The sequence below is a fragment of the Dietzia sp. DQ11-38-2 genome (assembly GCF_014145055.1).
In the GTDB taxonomy this organism is placed as follows: Bacteria; Actinomycetota; Actinomycetes; order Mycobacteriales; family Mycobacteriaceae; genus Dietzia.
In genome coordinates this window covers 1-332 of the sequence record NZ_JAALDW010000496.1, presented here as the reverse complement: position 1 = coordinate 332, position 332 = coordinate 1, and the positions used below count along the sequence as shown (strand labels likewise).

1 protein-coding gene is annotated in these 332 nt (G+C 70.5%); it reads right to left on the bottom strand.

Annotated features, from left to right (window positions below; translation table 11 throughout):
• Window positions 1–178: DUF6328 family protein (locus G6026_RS17665; RefSeq protein WP_241728132.1), on the bottom strand; the 178-nt coding region annotated here is incomplete at its 3' end.
• Between the last annotated feature and the right edge of the window lie 154 nt (window positions 179–332).

Below are 332 nucleotides of genomic sequence, written 5' to 3'. Positions count from 1 at the left end.
TCCCGCCGGTCTGCACGATGCGCAGCTCCTGCAGCAGCTCGATCCAGTTGCGGTCGATCCGCTGCGCCTCGGTCTCATCGCGCTCCTCGGCTGGTTCCTCGCCTGGGTCCCCGGCTGGGCCCTCGGCTAGGTCGCCGGCCGTGCCGTCGCCGGGCCGGCCGTGTTCCTCGGAGTTCATCTCGCTCCCTTCGCCGCGTGCTCCCATCGTCGTCCGCCCGACTCAGCGACGGAAGCACTCTCAGCACATCTGCGGGCCGAACCCTCGACAGCCGCGCGCAAGAACTGCAGCCGCACGGGAGTTTTCCTGTGCGGCTGCAGTCTTCGCGCGCGGC